Source organism: Thioprofundum lithotrophicum (assembly GCF_055387065.1).
In genome coordinates this window covers 199,857-224,967 of record NZ_AP042379.1, presented here as the reverse complement: position 1 = coordinate 224,967, position 25,111 = coordinate 199,857, and the positions used below count along the sequence as shown (strand labels likewise).

The following is a 25,111-nucleotide window of genomic DNA, read 5'->3' as shown; positions in this document are numbered from 1 at the left end:
TGCGTAGGAGCGGCGCAAGCCGCGAAAACACCACGCATCGCGGCTTGCGCCGCTCCTACAGGTCGCGAGAATCGAATAATCTGACTTGCATGCAGCCCTCGGAGCCGTAGAGCCTACAGGGATGTATTCACGGCGAGTCACGAAACGGCTCTCCGACCCTGAGGACGGAGCTGAACCAAGTGTCTCACAATTGGAATTTGTCAGCCATTCGAGAAGTCGTCAGTATCGACAAGATGTAAACCCAGCTTCCGGCCGGTAGCCCCGCTGTTCCAGCCCCTCGCTACCCGCCCCCAGCAACCCGGAACCAACATGGCACTGCTACAGATCAGCGAACCCGGCCAGTCGGCCAACCCCCACGAGCATCGGCTCGCCGCCGGCATCGACCTGGGCACCACCAACTCCCTGGTGGCCACGGTCCGCTCCGGCAAGGCCGAGCCCCTGCCCGACGAAGCCGGGCGGATCCTCCTGCCCTCGGTGGTGCACTATCGTCCCGACGGGCCGCCCGAAGTGGGGCATGACGCCCTCGAGGGCGCCACCACCGATCCCCTCAACACCATCGCCTCGGTGAAACGCTTCATGGGACGCGGGCTGGAGGACGTGCGCTCGCTCGGTTCCCGCCTGCCCTACGAATTCGCCGAGACCGAATCGGCCGTGCCCCGTTTCCACACCGCCGGCGGCGACGTGAGTCCGGTGGAAGTCTCGGCCGAGATCCTCAAGGTGCTGCGTCAGCGCGCCGAGGCCAGTCTCGGCGGCGAACTTACGGGGGTGGTGATCACCGTGCCGGCCTATTTCGACGACGCCCAGCGCCAGGCCACCAAGGATGCCGCCCGGCTGGCCGGGCTCAACGTGCTGCGCCTGCTCAACGAGCCCACCGCCGCCGCCGTGGCCTACGGCCTCGACAAGTCGGCCGAAGGGGTGATTGCGGTCTACGACCTGGGTGGCGGCACCTTCGACATCTCCATCCTGCGCCTCAACCAGGGGGTGTTCGAGGTGATGGCCACCGCCGGTGACAGCGCCCTGGGGGGCGACGATTTCGACCGCGCCATCGCCGAATGGATCATGCAACAGGCCGGCATCGCCGACGACGCCGGCCATCACCAGTTGCGCCGCCTGATGCGCGATGCCCGCGCCGCCAAGGAAGCCCTGACCGAAGCCGAGCGGGTGCCGCTGAAGGTGGAACTGGAAGACGGCAGCCACTGGGAGGGCGAGCTGGACCGCGAGACCTTGCACCGGCTCGTCGATCCCCTGATCCAGAAGACCCTGCTGCCCAGCCGGCGCGCCCTGCGCGATGCCGGCGTGACGCCCGAGGAGATCACCGCGGTGGTCATGGTGGGCGGTTCCACCCGCGTGCCGCGGGTGCGGGAGCGGGTGGGCGAGTTCTTCGGCCAGGAACCGCTGGTCGACATCAACCCCGACACCGTGGTGGCCGTGGGCGCCGCCATCCAGGCCGACATCCTGGTGGGCAACAAGCCCGACGACGAAATGCTGCTGCTGGACGTGATTCCCCTCTCCCTGGGCCTCGAGACCATGGGCGGCCTGGTGGAGAAGATCATTCCGCGCAACACCACCATTCCGGTGGCCCGTGCCCAGGACTTTACCACCTTCAAGGACGGCCAGACCGCCATGACCATCCACGTGGTGCAGGGCGAGCGCGAGCTGGTCAGCGACAACCGCTCCCTGGGCCGCTTCACCCTGCGCGGCATTCCACCCATGGTGGCCGGCGCGGCGCGCATCCGGGTCACCTTCCAGGTGGACGCCGACGGCCTGCTGTCGGTCACCGCCCGCGAGGAGACCACCGGGGTGCAGGCCGGTATCGAGATCAAGCCCTCCTACGGCCTCACCGATGCCGAAATCGAGAGCATGCTGCGCGACTCCATCGAACACGCCGAGGACGACGTGGCCGCGCGCAAGCTGCTCGAGCAGCAGGTGGAAGCGGACCGGGTGCTCGAAGCCCTGGCCGTGGCCCTGGTGCAGGACCGGGATCTGCTCAGCGAGGAAGAGCGCCAGCGCATCGACCGGGCCGCTGCCCACCTGCAGGCCGCCCGGGATGGCACCGATCACCTGGCCATCAAGCAGGCCCTGGCCGATCTGGACGCCGCCGCCGCCGGTTTCGTGGCCAAGCGCATGGACTCGAGCATCCGCAAGGCCCTGGCCGGCCATACCATCGAAGAATTTGCCGACGAACAAGAGTCGAACTGAACATGCCCAAGCTGATCTTTCTGCCCCACGAGGAAATCTGTCCCGACGGCGCCGTCGTCGAGGCGGAACCGGGAACCACCATCTGCGATGCGGCCCTGGCCAACGGCATCGAGATCGAGCACGCCTGCGAGAAATCCTGTGCCTGCACCACCTGCCACGTCTACGTGCGCGAGGGGGCCGAATCCCTCAACGAGCCCACCGAAGACGAGGAAGACATGCTCGACAAGGCCTGGGGCCTGGATCCCGACTCGCGGCTGAGCTGCCAGGCGGTGGTGGACGACGAGGACCTGGTGATCGAGATCCCCAAATACACCATCAACATGGTGTCCGAGAACCACTGACGCGCAGGAGCCCGCCATGAGCCTGAAATGGACCGACACGCTGGAAATCGCCATCGCCCTCGACGAAGCCCACCCCGACGTGGATCCCCAGTACGTGCGCTTCACGGATCTCCACCAGTGGGTCCGTGAACTGCCCGAGTTCGACGATGATCCCAACCGCTCCAATGAAAAGATCCTCGAAGCCATCCAGATGGCCTGGATCGAGGAACGGGATTGAGGGGATAACCGCCCGGTTTGACGGGTTTTGTGCTATTTTATGCACACATTTTGAACACCCCCTGTAGGAGCGGCGCGAGCCGCGACAGGATTGTAGGTCGGGCTTCAGCCCGACATGTCGGCCTAAAGGCCGACCTACCTACCCGAAGCCATCGCGGCTCGTGCCGCTCCTACACCAAACAGGCAAGCAGGATCCGAATTCATGCCCATCGAACGCACCCTCTCCATCATCAAGCCCGACGGCGTGGCGAAGAACCTGATCGGCGAGATCTATGCCCGCTTCGAGAAGGCCGGCCTGCGCATCATCGCCGCGCGCATGCGGCACCTGACCCGGGCCGAGGCCGAAGGCTTCTACGCCGTGCACCGCGAGCGGCCCTTCTTCAACGACCTGGTCGATTTCATGACCTCCGGCCCGGTGATGATCCAGGTGCTGGAGGGCGAGAACGCCATCGCCAGGAACCGCGAGCTGATGGGCGCCACCAACCCGGCCGAGGCCGCGCCCGGCACCATCCGCGCCGATTTCGCCAAGACCGTGGACGAGAACATCGTGCACGGTTCCGACGGCCCCGAGACCGCGCGCCAGGAAATCGCCTATTTCTTTGCCGACATCGATCTCTGCCCCCGCACCCGCTGAGTCCATGGCTACCGAGAAGGTCAATCTGCTGAACCTCGACCGGGCCGGCCTCGAAGCCTTCTTCGCCGAACTGGGCGAGAAGCCGTTTCGCGCCGTCCAGGTGCTCAAATGGATCTACCAGTGCGGGGTGGACGACTTCGCGCAGATGACCAACCTCAGCAAGGCCCTGCGCGCGAAGCTGGTCGAGGTGGCCGAGATCCGGGCGCCGGAAATCGTCGCCGAGCAACGTTCGGACGACGGCACCATCAAGTGGGCCCTGCAGCTCGACTCGGGAAACCGCATCGAGACGGTCTTCATCCCCGAGGCCGATCGCGGCACCCTGTGCGTCTCCTCCCAGGTGGGCTGTGCCCTCGAATGCAGCTTCTGCGCCACGGCCCGCCAGGGCTTCAATCGCAATCTCTCCACCGCCGAGATCATCGGCCAGTTGTGGGTGGCCAACCGTGCCATGCGCAACACGCCGCGCGAGGATCGGGTGATCACCAACGTGGTGCTGATGGGCATGGGCGAGCCCCTGCTCAACTTCGACAACGTCGTGCGGGCCATGAACCTGATGCAGGAAGACAACGCCTACGGCCTGTCCAAGCGCCGTATCACCCTCAGCACCTCGGGCGTGATTCCGGCCCTGGATCGCCTGCGCGAGGTCAGCGACGTGAGCCTGGCCGTCTCCCTGCACGCCCCGGACGACGAACTGCGCAACGTGCTGGTGCCGCTGAACCGCAAGTACCCCATCGCCGAGCTGCTGGCCGCCTGCCGCCGCTACCTGGGCGAGGAGGGCAGCCGCCGGGTGACCTTCGAATACGTCATGCTCGACGGGGTCAACGACAGCCCGGAACAGGCCCGCCAACTGGTGAAGCTGCTGCGCAAGGTCCCCTCCAAGGTCAACCTCATTCCCTTCAACCCCTTCGAGGGCAGCGGTTACCGCACCTCGCCACCCGAGCGGGTCGCGGCCTTCCGCGAGATCCTGCTCAAGGCCGGGCTGGTCACCATCACCCGCAAGACCCGCGGCGACGACATCGACGCCGCCTGTGGCCAGCTCGCCGGTCGGGTGCAGGATCGCACCCGCCGCACGCAGCGGCTGCGGGCCGAGGGCAAGCTGGCGGAGCGGCTGGCATGAGGCGTCCGCTCCTCCTCCTGCTGATGCTGGCGCTGCTGGGCGCTTGCAGCGCCGCGCGGGAAGAGCTGCAAAAACGCCAGACCGCCTCCGAATACAACACCGAGCTGGGTCTGGCCTACCTGCGCCAGGGGCGGGACCAGATGGCCATGGAGAAGCTGCGCAAGGCCGTGGAGCAGGATCCGAAGAACGCCCAGGCCCACCACTACCTGGCGGTGCTCTACCAGAAGCTCGGCGAGAACGACAAGGCCGATCAGGCCTACTGGAAGGCGCTGCGGTATGCGCCGAAGGAACCCAACCTGCTCAACAACTACGGGGCCTTTCTCTGTGGCCAGGGCAAGTACGACAAGGCCATCCGGATGTTTCGCCGGGTGCTGGAGGATCCCCTGTATCCGGCCCGCCAGGCGGTGTACGAGAACATCGGTCTGTGTGCCCAGCAGAAGGGGGATCTGAAGCTGGCCGAGGAATACCTGCGCAAGTCCCTCAAGGCCAATCCGCGCGCGCCCAAGTCGCTGCTGGCCCTCGGCCAGATCCGTTTCGACCAGGGCGATGCCGCCGCCGCCCGCCAGTATCTCTACGACTACCTGGCCGTGGCCCGCCACAACGCCGAGAGCCTGTGGCTGGGCGTGCTGCTGGCGGCCAAGTCCGGCAACAAGGACCGACTGGCCAGCTATTCGCTGCTGCTCAAGGGCAAGTTTCCTGACTCCCCGCAGACGGCCAAGCTGAAGAAGATGGAAGCCGAAGGCAAGTTCTGAGCCCCGGTTTCAGCAGCATTCCCCGGCCTTATCGCGTATAATTTCCCGCTGACCAGAGGTTCCAAATACCGGTCCACGGCGCCATGCGGGTATTGAGCCCTGCGGGACAGGGAGCCGTTTCGTGACCTTCGGCCGCAGGGATGCGGCCGCAGAGCCTACATGGAGGTATTCACGGCGGGTCACGAAACGGCTCCCTGTCCCGCAGGGCGATCCCCAAGGCTGATACCCCCGGGCCGGTATCCGGAACCTCCGTTCAGGCGCCGCGCCGGTTCCCTCCGCCGCGGCGCCTTTGCAATCTGCCCCGTTTTCACGCAAGACACAGGACTCCGCCGTGTCCAAGAGCATCCAGGCCGTGCGCGGCATGAACGACATCCTGCCGACGGAGACGCCCCGCTGGCAGTACGTGGAGGGCGTGTTCCGCCGCCTGATGGCCGCCTACGGCTACGGCGAGATCCGCCTGCCCATCGTCGAGAAGACCGAACTGTTCAAGCGCTCCATCGGCGAGGTCACCGACATCGTCGAGAAGGAGATGTACACCTTCGAGGATCGCAACGGCGACAGCCTGACCCTGCGCCCCGAGGGCACCGCCGGTTGCGTGCGCGCCGGCATCCAGCACGGCCTGCTCTACAACCAGGTGCAGCGCCTGTGGTACGCCGGCCCCATGTTTCGCCACGAGCGGCCCCAGAAGGGCCGCTATCGCCAGTTTCACCAGTTCGGGGTGGAGGTCTTCGGCCTGCCGGGCCCCGACATCGACGCCGAACTGATCCTCATGACGGCCCGCCTGTGGCGGGAACTGGACATGGGCGACGAGGTCCATCTGGAAATCAATTCCCTGGGGAGCAGCGAGGCGCGCCGGGCCTACCGGGAGAAGCTGGTGGCCTGGCTGGAAGCCCGTCAGGATGAGCTGGACGAGGACAGCCGGCGCCGCCTGCACACCAACCCCCTGCGGATCCTCGACAGCAAGAACCCGGCGATGCAGGATCTCATCGAGGCGGCCCCGAAACTGACGGAACACCTGGATGCCGACTCCCGGACCCATTTCGAAGCCCTCTGCGCCCGGCTCGACGAGGCCGGCATCCCCTACCGGGTGAATCCGCGGCTGGTCCGGGGGCTGGACTACTACTCCCGTACCGTGTTCGAGTGGGTCACCGACCGCCTCGGCGCCCAGGGCACGGTCTGTGCCGGCGGACGCTACGACGGGCTGGTGGAGCAGCTCGGTGGCCGGCCCACGCCGGCGGTGGGCTTCGCCCTCGGCCTGGAGCGGCTGGTGGCCCTGCTCGAGGCGGCCGAACTGCCCGATGCCACCACGCCCCATGCCTACCTGGTGCTGGCGGGGGAGACGGCCGAGCGGGCCGGCCGGCTGCTGGCCGAACGGCTGCGCGATGCCCTGCCGCACCTGCGCCTGCTGGTGCACAGCGGCGGCGGCAGCTTCAAGAGCCAGATGAAGAAGGCCGACCGATCCGGCGCCCGTCTGGCGCTGATCCTGGGCGAGGACGAGATGCTCTCCGGCAACATCGCCATCAAGGATCTGCGCGGCACCGGGGAACAGCGGCACGTGAAGCAGGACGAACTGGCCGAGCACCTGGCAGGGCTGCTGGCCGACATCGACAACTGAGGAGAACCCCATGGCAGAGCCCTATCAGACCGAAGAGGAACAGGTCCAGGCGATCAAGGACTGGTGGAAGGAGAACGGCAAGGCGGTGATTGCCGGCCTGCTGATCGGGCTGGGCGCCATCGGCGGCTGGCGCTGGTGGGTCGATCACCAGAAGACCCGGTCGGAACAGGCTTCGCTGATCTACGCCCAGGTCATCGATGCCGCTGCCCGCGGCGCGGTGGACGAGGCCACCCGCGACGGCCAGCAGATCCTCGAGCAGTATGCCGGCACGCCCTATGCCACCCTCACTGCGCTGCTGCTGGCCCGCACCGCCGTGGACAAGGGCGACGATGCCGCTGCCGCGGCCCGTCTGCAGTGGGTCATCGACAACGGCGTGGACGAGGGCTTCCGAACCCTGGCGCGCCTGCGCCTGGCCCGCGTGCGCCTGCAGCAGGGCCAGCCGGCAGCGGCGCTCACCCTGCTCGGCACGGGGGACGAGCCCGGTTTTGCGACCCTCTTCGCCGAGGTGCGCGGCGATGCCTACCGGGCCCAAAACCAGCCGGCCCTGGCCGCGGCCGAATACCGCAAGGCCCTGCTCGACGGCAAGCTCAATGGCGAATTGCGCCGCCAGATCGAAATGAAGCTCAACGAGGTGGCGGCCGCCGCCGGTGACGCGGCATGAAGCGAGGCCTCCGCTCCTTTCTGCTGTCGGGCGTTCTGGCTGCGCTGGCGGCCTGCAGCAGCTCGCCGTCGCCGGTGCTGCCGCCGGTGGAACTCACGCCCCTCGATCATCCCCTCCCGGTGGTCTCCCGCTGGCAGGCCACCCTGGGCTACGGCGTCTACAACTACTATCTCAAGCTGCGCCCGGTCTTTGACGACAAGGGCATCGGCTACGGCATCGACTACACCGGTTATGTCACCGCCTTCCGCGCCCGTGACGGCCGGCGCCTGTGGGAGCGGCAACTGCACCTGCCGCTGGCCGGCGGCCCCTCGCTGGTGGAAGGGCGCCTGCTGATCGGCAGCAGCCAGGGCGACGTGGTGGCCCTGGATCCGAAGGATGGCCGGCGCCTCTGGCAGGTGGAGGTCAGCTCCGAAGTGCTTGCTCCCATTCACGGCGAGCAGGGCATGCTGGTGGTGCGCACCGTCGACGGCCGGGTGCACGCCCTGCGCGCCGAGGATGGCAAGCGCGTGTGGGTCTTCGAGCGCAACGTGCCGCTGCTGACCCTGCGCGGCACCAGTGCGCCGGTGGTCCGCGACGGGCTGGTGATCGTCGGCAACGACAACGGCAAGCTGGCCGCCCTGACCCTGCGCGACGGCACCCTGCTGTGGGAGACGGCCATCGCCGAGCCCCGCGGTCGCAACGAGCTGGAACGGATGGTCGACATCGATGCCGATCCGGTTGTCGTGGATGGCAGCATCTACGTGGTCACCTATCAGGGGCGGCTGGCCTCGGTGGCCCTCGACAGCGGCCAGCTCCAGTGGGTCAAGGATTTCTCCGGCTATACCCGCCTGGCGGTGGACGGCTACCGGATCTACGCCACCGACGATCAGAGCCGGGTGTGGTCCTTCAACCGCTTCACCGGCGAATCCAACTGGCGCCAGGACAAGCTGCTGCGCCGCAAGCTCACCGGCGTGGCCCTGAGCGGCCCGTATCTGGTGGTGGCCGACTACGACGGCTATCTGCACTGGCTGCGCCGGGAAGACGGCAAGCTGATGGCCCGCCGCCGGGTCAACGCACTGTGGCACATGGACAATCCGGACGAACAAGCGGATCGGGCGATGTTTCCCAAGGCCAACAACATCCTCGTCACCCCGGTGCCGGCGCAGGGCCTGGTGATCGCCCTGGACCGGCTCGGCAACATCGAAGCCTTCGAACTGCGCAAGGCGCAGGACTGACACCATGAAACCGGTCATCGCCCTGGTCGGGCGTCCCAACGTGGGCAAGTCCACGCTGTTCAACCGCCTCACCCGCTCGCGGGACGCGCTGGTGGCCGATCAGCCGGGCCTGACCCGGGATCGCCAGTTTGGCGAAGGCCGCCTGGGCGAGCGCCCCTACATCGTGGTGGACACCGGAGGCCTTTCCGGCGAAGACCGGGGCCTCGACGGCCTGATGGCCCGCCAGTCCTGGCAGGCGGTGGAGGAGAGTGACGCCATTCTCTTCCTGGTGGACGCCCGGGACGGCCTCACTGCCGAGGACGAGAACATCGCCGCGCGTCTGCGCAGCACCGGCAAGCCGGTGTGGCTGGTGGTCAACAAGGTGGACGGGCTGGATCCGGACGTGGTGGCCGCCGAGTTCCATGCCCTGGGGCTGGGCGAGCCCTGGCCCATCGCCGCCGCCCATGGCCGCGGCGTGCGCCAGCTCATCGATGCCGTGCTCGATGCCCTGCCCGCGCCGGAAGGCCGCAGCGAGGAAGAAGAGGCCGAGCAGGGGATCCGCATCGCCATCGTCGGCCGCCCCAACGTGGGCAAGTCCACCCTCGTCAACCGTATCCTCGGCGAGGAGCGGGTGGTGGCCTGGGACATGCCGGGCACCACCCGCGACAGCATCTACCTGCCCTTCGAGCGCGACGGTCAGCGCTATACCCTCATCGACACCGCCGGCATCCGCCGTCGCAGCCGGGTGAAGGAGGCCATCGAGAAGTTTTCGGTGATCAAGGCCATGCAGGCCATCGAGGATGCCCACGTGGTGATCATGCTGCTCGATGCCCGCGAGGGGATCAGCGAGCAGGATGCCACCCTGTTCGGTTTCATCCTCGACAGCGGCCGCGCCCTGGTGATCGCCGTCAACAAGTGGGACGGCCTCGACGCCGATCAGAAGGCCCGCATCCGCCGCGAACTGGAACTCAAGCTGCCTTTCGTCAACTTCGCCCGCATCCACACCATCTCCGCCCTGCACGGCAGCGGCGTGGGCGATCTGTTCGCCTCGGTGCAGAAGGCCTACGCCTCGGCCATGCGTGACCTGCCCACCCACCGGCTCACCGAGATCCTCGAATCGCTGGTCCAGGCCCACGCCCCGCCGGTGGTCAAGGGCCGCCGGATCAAGCTGCGCTACGCCCACCAGGGCGGCCGCAATCCGCCCCTCATCGTCATCCACGGCACCCAGACCGAAGCCGTGCCCGACGCCTACCGCCGCTACCTCATCAACGGCTTCCGCAAGGCGCTCAGGCTCGAAGGCACCCCGATCCGCATCGAGTTCAAGAGCGGCAAGAACCCCTACGCCGGGCGCAGGAACGTCCTCACCAAACGCCAGATCGAAAAGCGCAAGCGCCTGAGGAAGTTCACCAGCCGGCGGCGGTGAGGGGGATCAACGCAAAGGCGCAAAGGATTTTGATGTGGTCTATCCATGGTGCCCGCGCCTTGTTGTCTGCCAACCATGGCCTGCTACGTTGGATATCCGTTGTCGTTGGACAGGTCGGTAGGTCGGGCTTCAGCCCGACAAACCCAACCAGATATCTGGCACGTCCGTTGTCGGGCTGAAGCCCGACCTACCTTGTATTGAAAATCTCTGCGCCCTTTGCGCCTTCGCGCCTTTGCGTTGAAATCCTGACGAAACGCCGGCAGGGGGTTATGATGCCCTCATCCGCCACCCTGTCGTCCTGAGAGGAACACCATGCCCTGGGAGCATTTCCAGCACATGGCCGATATCGGCATCCGCGGGATCGGGGGAACGCCGGAGGAGGCCTTCGCCCAGGCGGCGCTGGCCCTGACGGCGGTGATCACCGATCCGGCGAAGGTGGAACCCCGCCAGGCCGTGCCCATCGAACGGGAGGCGCCGGATCGGGAGTTCCTGTTTCTCGACTGGATCAACGCCCTGATCTACGAGATGGCCACCCGCCACATGCTGTTCAGCCGCTTCGAGGTGACGCTGGACGGCAACCGGCTCGAGGCCCGCGCCTGGGGCGAGTCGGTGGACCGGTCCCGTCACGATCCTGCCGTCGAGGTCAAGGGCGCCACCCTCACCGAACTGAAGGTGTGCCGGCGCGAGGACGGCCAGTGGCTGGCCCAGTGCGTGGTGGATGTCTGAAAGGCAGAGAAAAGAGAAAAGAGAAAAGGGGCAGGAGCGCGGCGCCCTCGGCGCGACCAACTTCCTGCCGCGAAATCCCCCTTGATTTCCCGCCACCTGCTACGATACATGAAATAACCTCCCCCAACCGGAAACCGACGCCATGGACACCCAGGGGCTGGAACGCATCGACGACACCGCATGGGCGATTCCCCCCGCGGGGGAGATGCGCGTGCCGGCCATCCTGTATGCCGACGCGACACTGCTGGCGGAGATGGACGACAAGGTCCGCGAGCAGATCCGCAACGTCGCCACCCTGCCGGGCATCGTCAAGGCGGCCTGGGCGATGCCCGATGCCCACTGGGGCTACGGTTTCCCCATCGGTGGCGTGGCGGCCTTCGATCCGCAGCAGGGCGGGGTGGTCTCCGCCGGTGGCGTGGGCTTCGATATCTCCTGCGGGGTGCGGACCCTGCTCACGGGCCTGCGTCGCGAACAGGTGCAGGCCGAGGCCGAGCGGCTGGCCGATGCCCTGTTCGGCTCGATTCCGGCCGGCGTGGGCAGCACCGGCCGCATCCACCTGAGTGATGCGGCCATGGACGCCATGCTCGAAGGCGGCGCGAGCTGGGCCGTGGGCCGCGGCTACGGCTGGCCGGAGGATCTGGAACGCATCGAAGAGAACGGCCGCATGGAAGGCGCCCGGCCCGATTGCGTCTCGGCCCATGCCAAGAAGCGGCAGCGGGACGAGATCGGCACCCTGGGCTCCGGCAACCATTACCTGGAGGTGCAGCACGTGGCGGCCATCCACGATCCCCGCATCGCCGAGGCCTTCGGCCTGCGCGAGGGCGACGTGGTGGTGAGCATCCATTGCGGCTCCCGCGGCCTCGGCCACCAGATCGGCACCGAGTTCCTGCGCGAGATGGCCCTGGCGGCGCAGGAATACGGCATTCACCTGCCGGATCGGGAACTGGCCTGCGCGCCCATCGACTCCCCCGTGGGCCAGCGCTACCTGGGCGCCATGCGCGCCGGGATCAACTGTGCCCTGGCCAACCGCCAGGTGATCACCCATCTCACCCGCGAAGTGTTTGCCCGGATCTTCCCCGAGGCCGAGCTGAAACTGCTCTACGACGTCTCCCACAACACCTGCAAGGAAGAGACCCACGACGTGGACGGCCAGCCCCGCCGCCTGTTCGTGCACCGCAAGGGCGCTACCCGCGCCTTCGGGCCCGGTCATCCGGCCCTGCCGGCCGTGTTCCGCGACACCGGCCAGCCGGTCATCATCGGCGGCTCCATGGGCACCGCCTCCTACATTCTCGCCGGCACTGCCGAGAGCGAGGCGCGGGCCTTCAGCTCCGCCTGCCACGGGGCCGGTCGGGCCATGAGCCGCCATCAGTCCCGCAAGCGCTGGCAGGGGCGGGCGCTGGTGGACGAGCTGGCCGGCCGTGGCATCCTCATTCGCAGTCCTTCCCTGCGCGGCGTGGCCGAGGAGGCCCCCGGCGCCTACAAGGATGTCAGCGCCGTGGTGCAGGTGGCCGATCGGGCCGGGCTGGCGAAGCTGGTGGCCCGCCTCGAGCCGATGATCACCATCAAGGGTTGAGTCCATGTCCCCATCGCCGTTTCTCAGCGAGGTTTCCCGCCACATCTGGGAGACCAAGTACCGCTATCGCAACGGCGAGGCGCACGATCGCAGCATCGCCGATACCTGGCAACGGGTGGCGCGGGCGCTGGCCGCCGTGGAGCAGGAACCGGCCCGCTGGGAACCCCGGTTTCGGGCCCTGCTCGACGATTTCCGCTTTCTGCCGGGGGGACGGATCCTGGCCGGGGCCGGCACCGCCCACGAGGTGACCCTGTTCAACTGCTTCGTCATGGGGATCATCGAGGACTCCCTCGACGGCATCTTCGACGCTCTCAAGGAAGGCGCCCTGACCATGCAGCAGGGCGGGGGCGTGGGTTACGACTTCTCCACCCTGCGTCCGCGCGGGAGCCGTGCCCACCGGGTGGGCACCATCGCCTCCGGTCCGGTGTCCTTCATGCGGATCTGGGATGCCATGTGTGCCACCCTGCTTTCCACGGGCGCCCGGCGGGGCGCCATGATGGCCACCCTGCGCTGCGATCATCCCGACATCGAGGAGTTCATCGCCGCCAAGCAGCAGCCGGGCGAACTGCGCCATTTCAACCTCTCGGTACAGATCACCGACGACTTCATGCAGGCCGTCGAGAACGACAAGTCCTGGCCGCTGGTGTTTCCCCGGGACGCACTGGCCGACGACGATCCGGGGGAAGGCACCGTGGAACGCGTCTGGAGCGGCCGGCGCGATCCCGTGCCCTGCCGGGTGCTGCGCACGGTGAGGGCACGGGATCTGTGGGATCGGATCATGCGCGCCACCTACGATTATGCCGAGCCCGGGGTGCTGTTCATCGACCGCATCAATCATCTCAACAACCTCGCCTGGCGGGAGCGGATCACCGCCACCAATCCCTGCGGCGAAGTGCCGCTGCCGCCCTACGGGGCCTGCGATCTCGGCTCCGTGAACCTGACCCGCTTCGTGCGCGAACCGTTCTCCGCCCGGGCGGCGCTGGACGAGGAAGCCATCGCCGCCACGGTGCGCGAGGCGGTGCGTTTCATGGACAACGTGATCGACGTCTCCCGTTACCCGCTGCCGCAGCAGGCCGAGACCGAGCGCGGCTGCCGGCGGATCGGTCTTGGCCTCACCGGCCTGGCCGATGCCCTGATCCTCCTGAACCTGCGCTACGACAGCGAGGCGGGCGTGGCGCAGGCGGCGCGGATCATGGCCCTGATCTGCCACACGGCCTACCGGGCCTCCATCGAACTGGCGAAGGAGAAGGGGGCCTTCCCCGTCTTCGAGCGGGAACCCTATCTGGACAGCGCCTTCGTCGCCACCCTGCCTGCCGACATCCGCGACGGCATCGCCGCGCACGGGATCCGCAACAGCCATCTCACCGCCATCGCTCCCACCGGCACCATCAGCCTGCTGGCCAACAACGTCAGTTCCGGGCTCGAGCCGGTGTTCGACTTCGCCTATCGGCGGCGGATCCTCGAGACTGACGGGCATTACCGGGAATATGCGCTGGAAGACTATGCCTGGCGACTGTGGCAGCAGATCCATCCGGACGAACCCCGGCCCGACAGCTTCGTGGAGGTCAACGATCTGCAGCCCGCCGATCACCTGCGCATGCAGGCCGCCATCCAGCCCTATGTGGACAATGCCATCTCCAAGACCATCAACGTGCCGGCGGACTGCCCCTTCGAGGACTTTCGCCACATCTACCATGAGGCCTGGCGCCAGGGGCTCAAGGGCTGCACCACCTTCCGCCCCAACCCCGTCACCGGCGCCATCCTCCAGGCGCCGGCCGAAGAGAGCCGGCATTGCTGCAACCTGGAGCGGGAAGCCGACTGAACCCCGTCAGCCGTATCCTGCCGCGGTGAACTCCTGTACCCTATACTTCTGGGGCAGGTGTTTGAAAAACGGACGTTTTTCCCGTGCCGGTCGGCATGGCGCCTGCGCCCGGCCGAGCCTCGGCCCCGAACCCTACAGGCGAGCCTTCTCGTGAACGTCAACTGGCTGACGCTGCACTTTGCCGATCCCGAACAGGAACGCGAGTTCCAGGGGTACTACATCCGCCGCTTCGGCGGGATGATGCGCATCGCCATTGCCTCGGGCGTCCTGCTGTATGCCCTGTTCGGCTTTCTCGACTACCAGCTCTATCCCCAACAGGCCCACGCCATCTGGCTCTGGCGCTACGGCATGGCCATGCCGGTGTTGCTGCTGGTTGCCTACTATCTGTTCCGGCGCGACGAACGGGCCTACAGCCAGGCATTCATCGCCCTCGGCAGCCTGACGGGCGGGCTCGGCATCGTGGGCATGACCACGGCCATTCCCCCCGAGGCGCAGGATGTCTATTTCGCCGGCCTGATGCTGGTGGCCATGTTCACCTACACCGTCTTCCGGCTGCAGTTCGTCTGGGCGGCGAGCGTGAGCTGGGTGGTGCTGGTGACGTACAACGTGGCGAGCCTGCTGTCCGGTTCCGCCACGCCCGCGGAGCTGCTGACGGCCAACTTCTTCTATGTTTCCGCCAACCTCATGGGGATGGTGGCCTGTTACGAGATGGAATACGACGCCCGCTACAATTTCGTGCTGCAGCGGGAACTGGAAGCGGAGCAGACCCGCCTGGATCAGCTCAATCGCCGCCTCGACGAACTGGCCCATCACGATCATCTGACCCGGCTGGCCAACCGCCGCTATTTCTTCGAACACTTCCAGCAGGAATGGAACCGGCATCTGCGCCATGCCGCGCCCCTGTCGCTGGTCATCATCGACGTGGACGACTTCAAGGCCTACAACGACACCTATGGCCACCAGGCCGGGGACGACTGCCTGCGACAGATCGCCGAGACCCTCGCCGACACCGCCCGCCGCGCGGGCGACTTCGTGGCCCGTCTGGGGGGCGAGGAATTCGTGGCCCTGCTGGCCCGCACCGACGCCGACGACGCCTGCCAGCTTGCCGAAAAGCTGCGCTGGCAGGTGGAACAGATGGCCGTTGCCCATTCGGCATCCCGGGTGGCCGACGTGGTCACCATCAGCGTGGGCGTGGCCACCACCATCCCCGCCCAGGAACACCGCCTCGAGGATCTCCTGCGCCGCGCCGACGAAGCCCTCTACGAAGCCAAGGCCGCAGGCCGCAACCGCGTGATTTGCCGCAACGACGCCCCGCCTTCGCCGCGGTAGCGGGTGGCGGGGAAAAATCGCTATCACCCGCACCCGTAGGAGCGGCACGAGCCGCGAATCATGCAGGGCCGAGTGGCGAGGGACGAGGGCCGAGGAAAAACGTGGTTGGTTGGCTTCGACAACCTCTGCCCTCGCCACTCGTCCCTCGGCCCTGTTGTTCGCGGCTTGCGCCGCTCCTACAGGTTTGGGCAGGACCGAGTCGCGCAGGCGAACCGCGGGTCAATGCCGCGCCGTGCGCACCGGCAAATCGAGAAACAGCTTCGGATCCACCCGCACGTTGTTCAGGCTCACGCTCCAGTGCAGGTGGGGGCCGGTGACGCGGCCGGTCATGCCCACGTGGCCCAGCAGATCGCCCCGCTGCACGGTCTGGCCAGGTTTCACGGCGATGTCGTGCAGGTGGCAGTACATGGTCACCAGCCCCTGGCCGTGATCCACGAACACCGTGTTGCCGTTGAAAAAGTAGTTGCCGGTGGTCACCACCACGCCGTCGGCCGGGGCGCGGATGGGCGTCCCCTGGGGGGCGGCGATGTCGAGGCCGCTGTGGGGCTTGCGCGGCTGGCCGTTGAAGAAGCGGCGCAGGCCGAAGGGGCTGCCGAGGCGGCCGTCTACCGGCAGATCGAAGCGGGTCTGCACCTCTGGCGTGTCGCGCCAGGTGGCCAGCGCGCCGAGGATGATTTTCTTCTCCCGCCGGATGCGCGCCAGATCCTGCGCATAGGGATTGACCATGCGCTTGTTCTTGAGGGTGATGTGCTGGGTGGCGTATTCCTTGGGCGTGATCCGGAACTCGCGCCAGCCTGGCCGGCCGTCGGCGGTGAGGCGCAGGCGGGCGGGGCCGGGCCGGGCCGAGAGGGGGATCCCCACCAGCGCCTCGTAACGTCCATTCCGTTGGCGCACCAGTACCCGCCGCTTGCCGTAGTGCACCACGGGCACGGCGCCCGTGGCCGGGCCCAGATCCACGATGGCCACGCCGCCGGGCACCGGTGCCGCGCGGGGGAATGCCGCGCCGGCCACCGCGGGCAGGAGCAGGGCCGCCCAGAGGAGCAGAATCAGACGCCAGGAATCAGTCCTCACGGGTTTCCTCCACGGTGGCCAGCAGCCGGCCCTCGCCGAGGCGGGCGGTGATGCGCTCGCCGGGCGCCACGTCGGCATGGCGGCGTACCAGGCGGCCGTCGTCGGCGCGCTGGACGATGGCATAGCCCCGGGAAAGGGTGGCCAGGGGGCTGACCGCATCGAGGGTCTGGCCGAGGGCATGCAGGCGGGCCTGGCGATCCTTCAGGCCGGATTGCATCGCCTGGGCCAGTCGCCCCTGCAGGTGATCCAGCGCCAGGCGATGGCGGGCCAGACGGGGCAGGGGCGCCTGCTGGCGCAGGCGGTGGTGCAGCAGGGCCAGCCGGGAGGCCTCGTGGCGCAGCCGGTGGCCGATGGCCTGATCCCGCCGCAGGGCCAGCTCGTCCAGCCGTTGCAGCGCGTTCTCGATGCGTCGGGCCGGGTGGGGCAGGCGCGAGCGCAGCCAGCGCAGATGCTGCTCCAGGCGCTGCAGGCGGCCGATCCCGGCCCGCTCAAGGCGGTTCATCAGTTGCTGCACCCGGTGGGCCCACTCCCGGCGGTCCGGCGTGAGCAGCTCGGCGGCGGCGGTGGGCGTGGGGGCCCGCTGATCGGCCACGAAGTCGGCAATGGTGAAGTCCACCTCGTGCCCGATCCCCGTGACCACCGGCAGCGGACAGGCCGCCAGGGCCCGCGCCACCACCTCCTCGTTGAAGGCCCACAGATCCTCCAGCGAACCACCGCCCCGGGCCAGGATCAGCACGTCGGACTCGGCCCGCTCGCCGGCCAGGGCCAGCATGCGGGCGATCTCCGGCGCGGCGTTCTCGCCCTGCACCGGCACGGGATACACGATGACGGGAATGCCGGGAAAGCGCCGTCGCAGGGTGGTGAGGATGTCGCGCAGCGCGGCGCCGGTGGGCGAGGTGATGACGCCGATCCGGGCCGGCAGGCGGGGCAGGGGCCGCTTGCGTTCCATGGCGAACAGCCCCTCGGCGTCGAGCCGGTTGCGCAGGGCCTCGAAGGCCCGCCGCAGGGCCCCGTCGCCGGCTTCCTCCATGTGCTCGACGATGAGTTGGAACTCGCCGCGCGCCTCGTACAGCCCGATCCGCGCCCGCACCAGCACCTGCATGCCGTTCTGGGGCGCAAAGCGCAGCAGGCGGTTGCGGTTGCGGAACATGGCGGCCCGCACCTGGGCGTTTTCGTCCTTGAGGGTGAAATACCAGTGGCCGGAGGCGGGCCGGGCCAGGTTGGAGATTTCCGCTTCCAGCCAGATCAGCGGAAAACTGCCCTCCAGCAGGGCGCGCACTTCCCGGTTCAGGCGGCTGACGGTGTAGACGTCGCGCAGGGAAGGGGAGGATTCGGCAAGGGATTCGGTCATCCGGCGATGATAGCGGATGCCCGGGGTATGGGGTAGCTACCAGCCACGCGCAACCAGCTACTTACGAAAAAGGCCGGCAGATGCCAGCCTTTTTCGTATCCGGGAGAATCCCGTCTCAGTTGAAGTGCGGGCCGGCGGTCTGGGCCACCTGGGCCTGCTCCAGGGCATGTTCGCTCTGGCGCTTGGCCTTGTTGGCCAGCTTGACGGCCGTGTCGTAATCGCCCTTCTTCAGCGCGGCCTTGGCCTTCTTGATGAGCTTGCCGGTATCCCGCCATTCGAAACCGGCCTTGGCAGCGAGTTTCTTTTGCTGCTCGGCGGCGGTGATGGCGCTCAGGGCGTCGTTCTCGTTGTGGCTGGGGCCAGACGAGGCACAGGCGCCGAGCGTCAGGGCAGCGGCGGCAAACAGGACAGCGATCTTCTTCATGGGATCCTCCGCGAAATGTCGCTTGATTGGTGTATGGTGGAAAGAACCGAGGGACCTGCGGGGCAGGCCTGTTGTTTTTCTGGTTATTCGGCAGGTGTGGCCACACTGCCGTCAGGGCATTATGCGCACTTGGCCTGGGCTTGGCAACCGTTGCCGGCCCCCATTTACCGCCCCCTGGAATCTCTTTATAATTCGACGATTTACCCGACCCGGATGCCGACGATATGCTGCGAATCGCCAAACAAGCCTTCACTTTCGACGACGTTCTGCTGGTTCCCGCCCACTCCCGGGTACTGCCCCGGGACGTCAGCCTCAAGACCCGCCTGACCCGGGGCATCGAGCTGGCCATTCCCCTGGTCTCCGCGGCCATGGACACCGTCACCGAAGCGCGGCTGGCCATCGCCATGGCCCAGGAGGGGGGGATCGGCATCATCCACAAGAACATGGACGCCGCCACCCAGGCCGAGCACGTGCGCCAGGTGAAGAAGTTCGAAAGCGGCATCATCAAGGAACCCCTCACCGTCACCCCCGACACCTCCATCCGCGAGGTGCTGGAGCTGACCCGGGCCGAGAACATCTCCGGCGTGCCGGTGGTCAAGGGCAGCGAGCTGATGGGCATCGTCACCAGCCGCGATCTGCGCTTCGAAACCGGTTACGACAAGCCGGTCTCCAGCATCATGACGCCCAAGGAGCGCCTGGTCACCGTGAAGGAAGGCGCCGAGCGGGACGAAATTCTCCGACTCCTGCACGAGCACCGCATTGAGAAGGTCCTGGTGGTGGACGACCAGTTCCGGCTGCGCGGCCTCATCACCGTCAAGGACATCCAGAAGGCCAAGGAAAACCCCAACGCCTGCAAGGACGAGCAGGGCCGCCTGCGGGTGGGCGCCGCCGTGGGCGTGGGCGCCGGCACCGAGGAACGGGTCGATGCCCTGGTGGCCGCCGGGGTGGACGTGATCGTGGTCGACACCGCCCACGGCCATGCCCAGGGGGTGCTGGACCGGGTGGCCTGGGTCAAGAAACACCATCCGCAGGTACAGGTCATCGGCGGCAACATCGCCACCGCCGACGCGGCCCGGGCGCTGGTGGATGCCGGCGCCGACGCGGTGAAGGTGGGCATCGGCCCCGGCTCCATCTGCACCACCCGGATCGTCGCCGGGGTGGGCGTGCCGCAGATCACCGCCGTCTCCGACGTGGCCGAGGCCCTGCAGGATACCGACGTGCCGCTGATCGCCGACGGCGGCATCCGCTATTCGGGCGACATCGCCAAGGCCCTGGTGGCCGGCGCCCACTCGGTGATGATCGGCTCCATGTTCGCCGGCACCGAGGAGTCGCCGGGCGAGGTGGAGCTGTACCAGGGCCGCTCCTACAAGTCCTACCGCGGCATGGGTTCGCTCGGGGCCATGACCACCCGTCACGGCTCCTCCGATCGCTACTTCCAGGAAGGCTCCGAGGCCGAGAAGCTGGTGCCCGAGGGCATCGAGGGCCGGGTGCCCTACAAGGGCCCGCTGGGCCCCGTCATCAACCAGCTCCTCGGCGGCATCCGCGCCTCCATGGGCTACACCGGCTGCAGCAACATCGACGAGATGCGCACCAAGCCCCAGTTCGTCCAGGTCACCGCCGCCGGCATGCGCGAAAGCCACGTGCACGACGTGACCATCACCAAGGAAGCTCCGAATTATCGGGTGTAGCGCCTGAGCCGAGCCATGCCCCTGCATTCGGCCGGCATCCTTCTCTACCGTCTGCGCCAGGGCGGGCCGGAAGTGCTGCTGGCCCATCCCGGCGGGCCCTACTGGGCCGGCAAGGATGAAGGCGCCTGGTCCATCCCCAAGGGGCTCTACGAGAACGGCGAATCCCCCCTCGATGCGGCCCGGCGCGAGTTCGCCGAGGAGACGGGCATCACGGTGGATGGCGAGTTCACCGATCTGGGCGAGCGGCGCATGCCCTCCGGCAAGCGGGTGCGCGTGTTTGCCCTGGAAGGCGACGCCGATCCTGCCCGCATGCATAGCAACGACTTCCAGATGGAATGGCCGCCCCACAGCGGTCGCCAGCAGACCTTCCCCGAAGTGGATGCCTGGGCCTGGTTCGACCTGCCCACCGCCCGCCGCAAGATCCACAAGGGCCAGCGGCCCTTTCTCGACGACCTCGAGCGGTTGCTGGCCGGGCGTTGAGTGGTGGTGGAAGGAACGCAGAGGTCGCAGAGTTCGCCGAGGGACGCTGCAGACAGGACGGGGATTTGACCATCGTCATGCTGGCGCCTATTGTCTGATCTGAAAATCTCTGCGTTCTCTGTGTCTCTGCGACCTCTGTGCTGTTTGCAGGAGCGCCAATCGGAGCCCCTCATGACCCCGGCTTACGTGCTCGATACAAGCCTCTTCACCAATCCGGACGTGTTTCGCCAGTTCGGGGTGGACACCCGTTCTGCGATCCGCGAGTTCGTGCACATTGCCCAGGCCACCGGCGCTGCCTTCTACATGCCCACTTCCATCTACGAAGAGCTGTGCCAGATGAAGGAGCTCGATGGCGTGGCGCCGGTGTTCGAGTCGCTGGTCAGCATCCGCTCGCCGCGCCGCCACGCGCTGCAGATCCCGGCCACCATCGTCTACGAGTTCATCGACGAAGTGCGCCGGCGCATCGACCGCGGCCTGCGCATTGCCGAGGAACACGCCCGGCAGGGCCACGCCGCCAGCGGCGGCGACGTGGGCCAGCTCATCAGCCGCCTGCGCGAGCGCTATCGCGAAGCCTTGCGCCGCGGCCTCATCGACTCGCGCGAGGATCTCGACGTGCTACTGCTGGCCATGGAACTGGACGGCATCGTGGTCACCGCCGACGAAGGCCTGCGGATCTGGGCCGACAAGCTGGGCGTGAAGATCCTCCTCCCCGAACACCTCAAGGGCGTGTTGCTGGAACTGGTGGAACGGCAGGTGGAGGAGGGGGGCGACGAAGCGGGCTAAGCCGTCGTTTCCGCATGACCGCGGCGGTCATTGCTTTCTGTAGGAGCGGCGCAAGCCGCGACATCAGTAGCTGATGGCTGGGAGCGGGCAAGCTGAGGGAACGGGCTATCCGTAGTCCCCAACCATCAGCCACACGCTACCCGTTAGCGTTACATCGCGGCTTGCGCCGCTCCTACGCTTGTCACCGGCTTTTTTCTGTAGGCGCGGCGCCCCCGCCGCAACAAGGAGGCAGCTCTCTCCCCTCAGTCGTAAATCAGCCCACCCCCCAGCAATTCATGCAACAGGCTGTTGGTCAGCGGATAGCGCCGTTCGAAGCGCAGGCGCCAGTAGCCGTCCGCTTCGGGCTCGATGCCGTGGATCACGATCTTCACCTTGTGTCCGGCCACTCGCTGGAGCAGCGTCACCAGGCGTTCGGCATTGTGCCGTTCGCGGAAGCGGCAGGTGAACGGCTGGCTGGCCCGGCGTTCCCGCTGCAGGCGGCTGAGGGTGTCGTCGAGGGCGCCAAGCAGGGCCTGCCCCAGGGCATCCTCGTACGGCTGCGGGTCCAGGCCATGCTCCTGCAGGAACAGGGCGATGCGCAGGATCCGGCCGGCGAAGTAGCCGGGCGGCATGTCGGGCATGCGGGTGGCGGAGCGCTGGATGTCCTCCAGGTTCACGCGGGCGGTGACGTACTTGACCCGCCGCGGGCGCGGCGCCGCCTGGCGGAAGATCAGGCCCTCGCGGCCCTGTTCGTTCAGTTCCAGAATGCGGGCGGCCAGCTCGTCATACTGCCCGGCGTCCGACCAGCCCCAGGCGGGGACGGCGGGCAGGGCGAAGTCCTCAAGCAGGGACTGCAGCGCGTTCACCGGCAGGAAGTCGGCACGGTTCCATGCGGTGATGTCGAACACGAACAGCCGCACGTCCCGCTCGATGAAGGGCGGGCTGGCATCGAGCCAGGGATTCTCGGGCCCGGCCACCTCGGCGCACAGCACCTTGTCGGGATGGGCGTCGAAGAAGGCCGGATCGAGGAGATCCGGCAGACGGTCGGTGGTGAAGGGGCAGACGAAGCCGCCCCGGGTGAAGGCCAGCAGGCGCCCCTCCACCCGGGCGATGCGCACGTTGTAGCCGTTGATCTTCTCTTCCACGTGGAAGGGGCCGGCAAGCTGTTCGGTCAGGCCCCGGCGCAACACCAGGATCCGCCCGATGTGGGGATAGCCGTACAGCACCTGGCCGGCGGCGCGGATGGAGCCCCGCGGCAGGTGCCCCACGTCGTCGTTGCAGCGCTCGAGCACCAGGCCGTCGTACTCCAGGCGCTCCACGCGGCCCTGGGCCACGGCGCGGTCGAAGGCTTCACGGGCGCTGGGTTCGGATTGAGTCATGCGGCTCCCGGTTCGCTGCGGATTCTCACACTATGGTGGCCGGCCGGCGCCGGTGCAATGCCGGCGCTTCCCTTGATTTGCCGGCCGAATGCAACTATATATGCTGCAACGATTTTTCGGGCCCGGGAGCGTGTTCTGGCGGGGGCCGGCCTGCCGCCAGGGGAGGCCGGGCAGGGCGGCGGGGAAAATGTCCGCCGGGGATTGGCGGAATTCCCCCGCGATGGTACAATCCCGGCGAGATAACAGGAGTTTATAAAAAGTGGGCCTTGCGCCCACTTTTTATTTACGGGCAGGCAAAACATGGCGCAGGTCAAGGATTCGCTGACAGAACTGGTGGCCTCGGCCGTCGAGCCCCTGGGCTACGAACTTTTGGGGGTGGAACACCTCGCCCAGGGCCGTCATTCGGTGCTGCGGGTGTTCCTCGACAGCCCCGAGGGCATCACCCTGGACGATTGCGAGCGGGCCAGCCGCCAGATCAGTGCCCTGCTGGACGTGGAGGACCCCATCCGTGGCCAGTACACGCTGGAGGTCTCCTCGCCGGGCGTGGATCGTCCCCTGTTCACGGCGGACCACTACCGCCGCTTCCAGGGGCAGCCGGTCAGCCTGCGCCTGCGCAGGCCGCTCGACGGCCGCCGCAAGTTCAGCGGCGTGATCGCCGGCGTGGAGGACGATACGGTGATCCTCGCCGATCCCGAGAGCGGCGAGACCTGGCGCCTGGCGCTGGACGACATCGAGAAGGCCAATCTGGTCCCCCAGTGGTAGGGCCGCAGGAAGCCAGGGCGGACTGTTTCCGTCCCGAAGGAAAGAAACCGACAGAGGTTGCGTAATGAACAAAGAGATTCTCATGGTCGTGGAAGCCGTCTCCAACGAGAAGGGCGTCGACGAACAGGTGATTTTCGAGGCCATCGAAACGGCGCTGGCCACCGCCACCAAGAAGCGCTACGACAATGACGTGGACATCCGCGTGCAGATCGACCCCGAAACCGGCGACTACGAGACCTTCCGCCGCTGGGAAGTGGTCGAGGACGACGAGATGGAGTTCCCGGAGCGCCAGATCACCCTCTCCGCCGCGCGTCTCGACAACCCCGACATCCAGCCGGGCGACTTCATCGAGGAACAGGTGGAATCCATCGAGTTCGGCCGCATCGCCGCCCAGACCGCCAAGCAGGTGATCGTGCAGAAGGTGCGCGAGGCCGAGCGCGCCCAGGTGGTGGAAGCCTACAAGGACCGGGTCGGCGAACTGGTGATGGGGGTGGTCAAGCGCGTGGAGCGCGGCAACGTGTACCTGGATCTCGGCGCCAACGCCGACGCCATCATCCCGCGCGACGAGCTGATCCCGCGCGAGTCCATCCGCCCCGGCGATCGGATCCGCGGTTACCTGAAGGAAATCAACACCGAGATGCGTGGCCCGCAGCTGATCGTCAGCCGCACCGATCCGCGCTTTCTCATCGAGCTGTTCAAGATCGAGGTGCCGGAAGTAGGCGAGGGCCTCATCGACATCCTCGCCGCGGCCCGCGATCCGGGCCTGCGCGCCAAGATTGCCGTGCGCAGCAATGAACCGCGGGTCGATCCGGTGGGCGCCTGCGTGGGCATGCGCGGCTCCCGGGTGCAGGCCGTCTCCAACGAGCTGGCCGGCGAACGGGTGGACATCGTGCTGTGGGACGAGGACCCGGCCCAGTTCGTGATCAACGCCATGTCGCCGGCCGAGGTGGAATCCATCGTCATGGACGAGGAGACCCGCACCATGGACATCGCCGTGGCCGAGGAGCAGCTCTCCCAAGCCATCGGCCGCGGCGGCCAGAACGTGCGCCTGGCTTCCGAGCTGACCGGCTGGAACCTCAACGTCATGTCCACCGAAGAGCTGGAAGAGAAGACCGAGGCCGAGGCCGAGAAGATCCAGAAACTGTTCATGGAAGAACTGGACGTGGACGAGGAAGTGGCCGCCATCCTCGTCCAGGAAGGCTTCACCAGCATCGACGAGATCGCCTACGTGCCGGCCGAGGAGATGCTGCAGATCGAGGAGTTCGACGAGGACATCGTGGCCGAGCTGCAGGGCCGGGCCAAGGACCTGCTCCTGACCCGCGCCATCAGCAGCGAAGAGAGCCTGACCGCTGTCGAGCCGGCCGAGGATCTCAAGTCCATGGAAGGCATGGACATGGAGCTGGCCTACAAGCTGGCCTCCCACGGCGTGGTGAGCATGGAAGACCTGGCCGAGCAGTCGGTGGACGAGCTGCTGGCCATCGACGAGGCGCTGGACGAGGAGAAGGCCGCGCAACTGATCATGAAGGCCCGCGAGCCCTGGTTCGCGGAACAGGCTGAACAGAGCGGACAGTCGTAACACACCGTTTGAGGGGCAGG

General features: G+C 67.3%; 23 protein-coding genes. 19 read left to right on the top strand and 4 right to left on the bottom strand.

From position 1 onward, the window contains the following. Positions 1 to 309 precede the first annotated feature (309 nt). The 14 genes from hscA (at position 310) to ACZ5BH_RS00940 (ending at position 15,598) form a co-directional block, all read left to right on the top strand. Entirely contained in the window at positions 310 to 2,199 is a 1,890-nt protein-coding gene (hscA, locus tag ACZ5BH_RS01005; protein ID WP_464890067.1) for a Fe-S protein assembly chaperone HscA, read from the top strand. Positions 2,200 to 2,201: 2 nt separating this feature from the next. Further along, a complete protein-coding gene (gene fdx, locus ACZ5BH_RS01000; RefSeq protein ID WP_464890066.1) occupies positions 2,202 to 2,540 on the top strand; it encodes an ISC system 2Fe-2S type ferredoxin in 339 nt (112 codons plus the stop codon). 22 nt (positions 2,541 to 2,562) lie between these two features. Then, positions 2,563 to 2,757 carry a Fe-S cluster assembly protein IscX gene (gene iscX / locus ACZ5BH_RS00995; protein ID WP_464891234.1) on the top strand — a complete coding sequence of 65 codons (195 nt, stop codon included), beginning with the start codon at positions 2,563 to 2,565 and terminating at the stop codon, positions 2,755 to 2,757. Between the two features lie 201 nt (positions 2,758 to 2,958). Then, positions 2,959 to 3,390: a nucleoside-diphosphate kinase gene (gene ndk / locus ACZ5BH_RS00990; protein ID WP_464890065.1), complete on the top strand. Its 432-nt coding sequence runs from the start codon at positions 2,959 to 2,961 to the stop codon at positions 3,388 to 3,390. 4 nt (positions 3,391 to 3,394) lie between these two features. After that, the gene (gene rlmN, locus ACZ5BH_RS00985) at positions 3,395 to 4,504 is read left to right on the top strand and encodes a dual-specificity RNA methyltransferase RlmN (RefSeq protein WP_464890064.1); all 1,110 of its coding nucleotides are present in this window, start codon (positions 3,395 to 3,397) and stop codon (positions 4,502 to 4,504) included. Further along, positions 4,501 to 5,256, top strand: coding sequence for a type IV pilus biogenesis/stability protein PilW (gene pilW, locus ACZ5BH_RS00980; protein WP_464890063.1), 756 nt, complete (start codon positions 4,501 to 4,503; stop codon positions 5,254 to 5,256). Before rlmN ends, pilW begins: the two co-directional genes overlap by 4 nt. A gap of 331 nt (positions 5,257 to 5,587) precedes the next feature. Continuing rightward, positions 5,588 to 6,871: a histidine--tRNA ligase gene (gene hisS / locus ACZ5BH_RS00975; RefSeq protein ID WP_464890062.1), complete on the top strand. Its 1,284-nt coding sequence runs from the start codon at positions 5,588 to 5,590 to the stop codon at positions 6,869 to 6,871. 10 nt (positions 6,872 to 6,881) lie between these two features. Further along, positions 6,882 to 7,532, top strand: coding sequence for a YfgM family protein (locus ACZ5BH_RS00970; RefSeq protein WP_464890061.1), 651 nt, complete (start codon positions 6,882 to 6,884; stop codon positions 7,530 to 7,532). After that, positions 7,529 to 8,746: an outer membrane protein assembly factor BamB gene (gene bamB, locus ACZ5BH_RS00965; RefSeq protein WP_464890060.1), complete on the top strand. Its 1,218-nt coding sequence runs from the start codon at positions 7,529 to 7,531 to the stop codon at positions 8,744 to 8,746. The genes ACZ5BH_RS00970 and bamB overlap by 4 nt, the downstream gene beginning before the upstream one ends. Positions 8,747 to 8,750: 4 nt before the next feature. Further along, on the top strand, positions 8,751 to 10,148 hold the full coding sequence (gene der, locus ACZ5BH_RS00960) for a ribosome biogenesis GTPase Der (RefSeq protein ID WP_464890059.1): 1,398 nt from the start codon (positions 8,751 to 8,753) through the stop codon (positions 10,146 to 10,148). 312 nt (positions 10,149 to 10,460) lie between these two features. Beyond that, a complete protein-coding gene (locus tag ACZ5BH_RS00955; protein ID WP_464890058.1) occupies positions 10,461 to 10,874 on the top strand; it encodes an archease in 414 nt (137 codons plus the stop codon). 142 nt (positions 10,875 to 11,016) lie between these two features. Continuing rightward, positions 11,017 to 12,447 (top strand): RtcB family protein, encoded by a 1,431-nt coding sequence (locus tag ACZ5BH_RS00950; protein WP_464890057.1) that lies wholly within the window; start codon positions 11,017 to 11,019, stop codon positions 12,445 to 12,447. A 4-nt stretch (positions 12,448 to 12,451) separates the two neighbouring features. Next, a complete protein-coding gene (locus ACZ5BH_RS00945) occupies positions 12,452 to 14,269 on the top strand; it encodes an adenosylcobalamin-dependent ribonucleoside-diphosphate reductase (RefSeq protein ID WP_464890056.1) in 1,818 nt (605 codons plus the stop codon). 150 nt (positions 14,270 to 14,419) lie between these two features. Then, positions 14,420 to 15,598, top strand: coding sequence for a GGDEF domain-containing protein (locus tag ACZ5BH_RS00940; RefSeq protein WP_464890055.1), 1,179 nt, complete (start codon positions 14,420 to 14,422; stop codon positions 15,596 to 15,598). 219 nt (positions 15,599 to 15,817) lie between these two features. On the opposite strand, the gene ACZ5BH_RS00935 is transcribed toward ACZ5BH_RS00940, so the two are convergent. The 3 genes from ACZ5BH_RS00935 to ACZ5BH_RS00925 all read right to left on the bottom strand — a co-directional run bounded on the left by ACZ5BH_RS00935 (position 15,818) and on the right by ACZ5BH_RS00925 (position 18,444). Then, positions 15,818 to 16,669 carry a peptidoglycan DD-metalloendopeptidase family protein gene (locus tag ACZ5BH_RS00935; protein WP_464890054.1) on the bottom strand — a complete coding sequence of 284 codons (852 nt, stop codon included), beginning with the start codon at positions 16,667 to 16,669 and terminating at the stop codon, positions 15,818 to 15,820. After that, on the bottom strand, positions 16,659 to 18,020 hold the full coding sequence (xseA, locus tag ACZ5BH_RS00930) for an exodeoxyribonuclease VII large subunit (protein ID WP_464890053.1): 1,362 nt from the start codon (positions 18,018 to 18,020) through the stop codon (positions 16,659 to 16,661). The genes ACZ5BH_RS00935 and xseA overlap by 11 nt, the downstream gene beginning before the upstream one ends. 115 nt (positions 18,021 to 18,135) lie before the next feature. Further along, complete coding sequence (locus tag ACZ5BH_RS00925) at positions 18,136 to 18,444, bottom strand: hypothetical protein (protein ID WP_464890052.1); 309 nt, start codon at positions 18,442 to 18,444, stop codon at positions 18,136 to 18,138. 227 nt (positions 18,445 to 18,671) lie between these two features. Between ACZ5BH_RS00925 and guaB the strand changes: the two genes are divergently transcribed. From guaB to ACZ5BH_RS00910, 3 genes are all read left to right on the top strand, one after another. Next, positions 18,672 to 20,132 carry an IMP dehydrogenase gene (gene guaB / locus ACZ5BH_RS00920; RefSeq protein ID WP_464891233.1) on the top strand — a complete coding sequence of 487 codons (1,461 nt, stop codon included), beginning with the start codon at positions 18,672 to 18,674 and terminating at the stop codon, positions 20,130 to 20,132. A 15-nt stretch (positions 20,133 to 20,147) separates the two neighbouring features. Further along, the gene (locus tag ACZ5BH_RS00915) at positions 20,148 to 20,612 is read left to right on the top strand and encodes an NUDIX hydrolase (protein WP_464890051.1); all 465 of its coding nucleotides are present in this window, start codon (positions 20,148 to 20,150) and stop codon (positions 20,610 to 20,612) included. 171 nt (positions 20,613 to 20,783) lie between these two features. Next, entirely contained in the window at positions 20,784 to 21,395 is a 612-nt protein-coding gene (locus tag ACZ5BH_RS00910; protein WP_464890050.1) for an RNA ligase partner protein, read from the top strand. A gap of 242 nt (positions 21,396 to 21,637) precedes the next feature. On the opposite strand, the gene ACZ5BH_RS00905 is transcribed toward ACZ5BH_RS00910, so the two are convergent. Continuing rightward, the gene (locus ACZ5BH_RS00905) at positions 21,638 to 22,753 is read right to left on the bottom strand and encodes an RNA ligase (protein ID WP_464890049.1); all 1,116 of its coding nucleotides are present in this window, start codon (positions 22,751 to 22,753) and stop codon (positions 21,638 to 21,640) included. A 300-nt stretch (positions 22,754 to 23,053) separates the two neighbouring features. Between ACZ5BH_RS00905 and rimP the strand changes: the two genes are divergently transcribed. Next, positions 23,054 to 23,515, top strand: a complete 462-nt coding sequence (gene rimP, locus ACZ5BH_RS00900) for a ribosome maturation factor RimP (protein ID WP_464890048.1) — start codon at positions 23,054 to 23,056, stop codon at positions 23,513 to 23,515. A 64-nt stretch (positions 23,516 to 23,579) separates the two neighbouring features. Continuing rightward, entirely contained in the window at positions 23,580 to 25,091 is a 1,512-nt protein-coding gene (nusA, locus tag ACZ5BH_RS00895; protein WP_464890047.1) for a transcription termination factor NusA, read from the top strand. The last annotated feature ends 20 nt before the right edge of the window (positions 25,092 to 25,111 follow it).